Origin of the sequence: Vibrio sp. 10N.261.51.C6 (assembly GCF_041471785.1) — a bacterium.
Taxonomy (GTDB): Bacteria; Pseudomonadota; Gammaproteobacteria; order Enterobacterales; family Vibrionaceae; genus Vibrio; species Vibrio crassostreae_C.
The window spans coordinates 1-3,364 of sequence record NZ_JBFRPB010000005.1 but is presented as its reverse complement, the minus strand read 5'-3'; the positions used below and the strand labels follow the sequence as shown (position 1 = coordinate 3,364).

The 3,364-nt window shown below is 40.4% G+C and carries 3 protein-coding genes and 1 pseudogene; 1 reads left to right on the top strand and 3 read right to left on the bottom strand.

Going from position 1 to position 3,364, the window contains the following annotated elements; translation table 11 throughout:
• Positions 1 to 102: 102 nt before the first annotated feature.
• Complete coding sequence (locus tag AB4375_RS00230) at positions 103 to 315, bottom strand: VF530 family DNA-binding protein (protein ID WP_012604684.1); 213 nt, start codon at positions 313 to 315, stop codon at positions 103 to 105.
• Positions 316 to 360: 45 nt separating this feature from the next.
• Positions 361 to 1,311 carry a LysR substrate-binding domain-containing protein gene (locus AB4375_RS00225; protein ID WP_372050844.1) on the bottom strand — a complete coding sequence of 317 codons (951 nt, stop codon included), beginning with the start codon at positions 1,309 to 1,311 and terminating at the stop codon, positions 361 to 363.
• 103 nt (positions 1,312 to 1,414) lie between these two features.
• On the opposite strand from AB4375_RS00225, the gene AB4375_RS00220 reads away from it, so the two are divergent.
• Entirely contained in the window at positions 1,415 to 1,621 is a 207-nt protein-coding gene (locus AB4375_RS00220) for a DUF1127 domain-containing protein (protein ID WP_372050843.1), read from the top strand.
• Positions 1,622 to 1,751: 130 nt separating this feature from the next.
• On the opposite strand, the pseudogene AB4375_RS00215 reads toward AB4375_RS00220, so the two are convergent.
• Positions 1,752 to 2,657: pseudogene (locus AB4375_RS00215) on the bottom strand (LysR substrate-binding domain-containing protein).
• Positions 2,658 to 3,364 lie beyond the last annotated feature (707 nt).

Below are 3,364 nucleotides of genomic sequence, written 5' to 3'. Positions count from 1 at the left end.
GAGATGCGAGATGCGAGATGTGATATTGATATGGCCCCTAAAAAGTAGACACAGGGGTTGTCCCGTATTTAATCAACACGGGACAGATAAAGTAGGGAGAGATTAACGCTTTAAGTCGATGTAAATCTGCTCTACCTTGGTACGAGCCCAATCTGTTTTACGCAAAAATTTTAAGCTCGATTTAATGCTCGGGTCTTTTTTAAAGCAGTTGATGTTCACCATGTAACTCAACTCTTCCCAACCGTAATGTTCAACTAATTCAGTCAGTAGCTTCTGTAGAGTGATACCGTGAAGTGGATTATTGTCTTGTGTCATGAGATGTTCTCGCCATTTATTTGAGCTAAGTATACCAGTTTCGCTTTATGAATTATCCGACCATTTGAGTTCGTAATCGGTGTGGATAATCGAAAGCTCTTCTCTACCTGTATCACCAAATAATTTAACCTGAGCCTGCATCCATTCTTCGAAACGTTTTATCTTCTCTCGATGAAAGTAACCCGGAGGCGCGCATAAAAAGTAATTGTATTTAGGCTTCAGCGCGATGTTTCCGATCCGCACCAATTTCTTTTCTTGTAAGTAGCGGTATACCAAGCTGTGTTTAACAAGCGCGACACCTTGAACGGATAGCACACCTTCTAACACAAAATGAGAGCCATCAAATTGCAATGATGAACGTCCTGCCTTCGCCCCAGCAACGTCTAACCATAGATTCCAATCCATATCAGGCCAACGGTCTTCAATTAACTCTGCTTTATGCAGATCGCTGATGTCATAGATTCCATATTTTTCTTGATAGATAGGATGACAGACAGGGTAAACAACTTCGTCCATTAACCAACGTGATTCAATATTTGGGTAGTTACCATGACCATATCGAACACAGACATCGACAGCTGAGTCTTCAAAGGTAACCAGTTTGTTGGTCGGTTCTATTAACATAGATAAATCTGGGTGACGGTCGCGGAAGTCGCCAATTCTAGGCACTAACCAATGTTGTGCAAAAGAGGGTACGGTCGAAATCGATAACTGAGTGGGGTTGGGGTCTTGGTTTATTCGTCTTACTCCATCTTGAATATGAGCAAAGCCTTTCTTCGTTTGTAGATAGAGCACTTCACCTTCATGAGTTAATACTATTTTTCGGTGCTGGCGAATAAACAGGTCTGCGCCTAACCATTCTTCAAGTTGGCGAATTTGTTGGCTGACTGCTGCAGCCGTGACAAATAGCTTTTCTGCTGCGAGCTTGAAACTGCCAGTTTCAGCCGCAGTATAAAAATAGTAGATCCCTTGGAATGGTAGCGTTCGCTCTCTCACATTAGTTTTCCTTAACTGAGTACCAGTATCTATCGTTTGTCGATGTTGCTCTGTTGGTCGATTATTGACCATGACAAAGCAAAAGATCAACAGGAGAAAGGCTATGAATACGATCACAGCAACAGGAAATACCAACCATTCATTTTTATCACCATTATCAATTAAGAAATTCTATTCTAAAATAGGCCTGTATTTTCAAAATCGTAGAACCAGAAAGCAGCTGTCTGAGCTACCCGATTATTTACTGAGAGATATAGGGATTACGTCGGAACAAGTCGAGAAAGAATTGAAGAAGTCATTTTGGGAGTGATTCAAGGCAGCGTAGCTTTTAACTCGACGTTGCTTTAACTCAACATAGTTTTGTCGGTGTCGGGAGGTTTACGTGACCGTTCTGTGTTGAGTCAGGTTAATGGTTTATTTAAAGAAGTGGGAGATGAGGCTTAATTCTCCAATAGCTCGTTTACTTCTTCGTGCAACCAATTGGTGAACGCGGTAATACGCTCTTCTCTCGGGGAGTTAGGATCAAAGCATAGGTTGACTTGAACACCAGGTGTCATGCCAATATCAAAGGGCTTCACTAGCAAGCCGCGTTCGATGAAGTCACCAGCTAAGCTGTCTGTAGCTAGGCAAACCCCGTGACCCGCCATGACTGTGGTTAGACCCATATCAAATGTGCCTACTTCTACCCATTGGACAGTACTACTTTTGATTGGAACATTTACTCGTTTGAACCACTCCTCCCAAAGATAGTGCCCCCCTTTAAATTGGACCAGCCAACACTTTAGAAGCTGTTCTGGTGACGAAAACTTCAAAGAGTTAGCAAGAGCAGGTGAGCAAAAGGGATATAAAGGTTCATTGATTAGGACTTCAAGCGATAGACCTTGCTCAACAGGGAGATCCTCACCTTGAAGAATCGCGACGTCAATCTCATCATATTTTAGTTTAGGAGTATCATTCTCGGTGAGGAGTTTGATTGGTATTTCGGGGTGTTTGACTGAAAACTTCCACAACCGAGGTAATAGCCAACGCGATGCAAAAGATGGCAGACTTCGAACCACGATAACGCCTTGTAAGGGTTCAGACTGGATCTTGTTCAACCCGACAACAAGCTCTTTAAATCCATCTGACACATGTTGGAAGAGAGTCCGACCCTCTTTAGTCAATGCCATTTCACGCCCTTTCCTAATGAACAGCTTGCACTCTAGTTGTTCCTCTAACTGACGGATCTTTTGGCTGACAGCAGCTTGGCTAACAAGGAGCTCTTCTGCTGCCTTGCTGTAGCTACTCAAGCGAGCTGCGACTTCGAAGTAACGAAGTCAGGAAAGGTGGCGTAGTCTATTATCCATAACGTCTTCTTATAGTTCTTGTTAGAAATGGTTGTTCGCTTATCGAACAGGTTGTTTTCATAATAACGACAGAACGATGGCAAATACAAGAGAGTAATTATGGAAGCATTAATCCGTTGGACAAAATTTATGGGACTAAGTTGTTTAAAAATAATAAGATCAAAGGAGGTAAGGCTAAGGCGAAACAGAATAAGGTTTTATGTGCAGAACATCTGAGTCGTAGGATGAAAGAAGATATAGGGTTAGAGTAAGAGAATAACGATGCTTCTGATTATACTAAATGTTTATAATCATGACTTATGTATCCATTAGCGTGAAGGCTAGTTTCGCTGGTTCTATCTCGGCCACAATATTCATTTGTACTCGCTTAATCCAGCCTGACTTTACCCATTAATCATCGAGTACTTATAAAAATCCATTCCTACTAAACTAAATGCTTAGTTTTCAATTTACGTTGTCTTATTTTTGAGACTTTAACTCTGATTTATATAAAAAAAGCGTCATAATGTTTTTTCCTTTCTTTGTCTAATGGATATAAAACAGACAGTTATTTTTTGGATTAATAAATGAAAATTAAATTACTATGTTTTATTAGAACCTTTAATTTAAATTAAACAAAAAACAGTTTGAATCCACCTCCGTATTAATAGTGTTGAAATTGATTAATTGAATGCTGCTTGAATAACTCATTTATCAATTCTATATCT

Excerpts from the sequence above, each read along its gene's own strand:
- AB4375_RS00230 (WP_012604684.1), bottom strand. The coding sequence starts at position 315 with ATGACACAAGACAATAATCCACTTCACGGTATCACTCTACAGAAGCTA.
- AB4375_RS00220 (WP_372050843.1), top strand. The coding sequence starts at position 1,415 with ATGAATACGATCACAGCAACAGGAAATACCAACCATTCATTTTTATCA.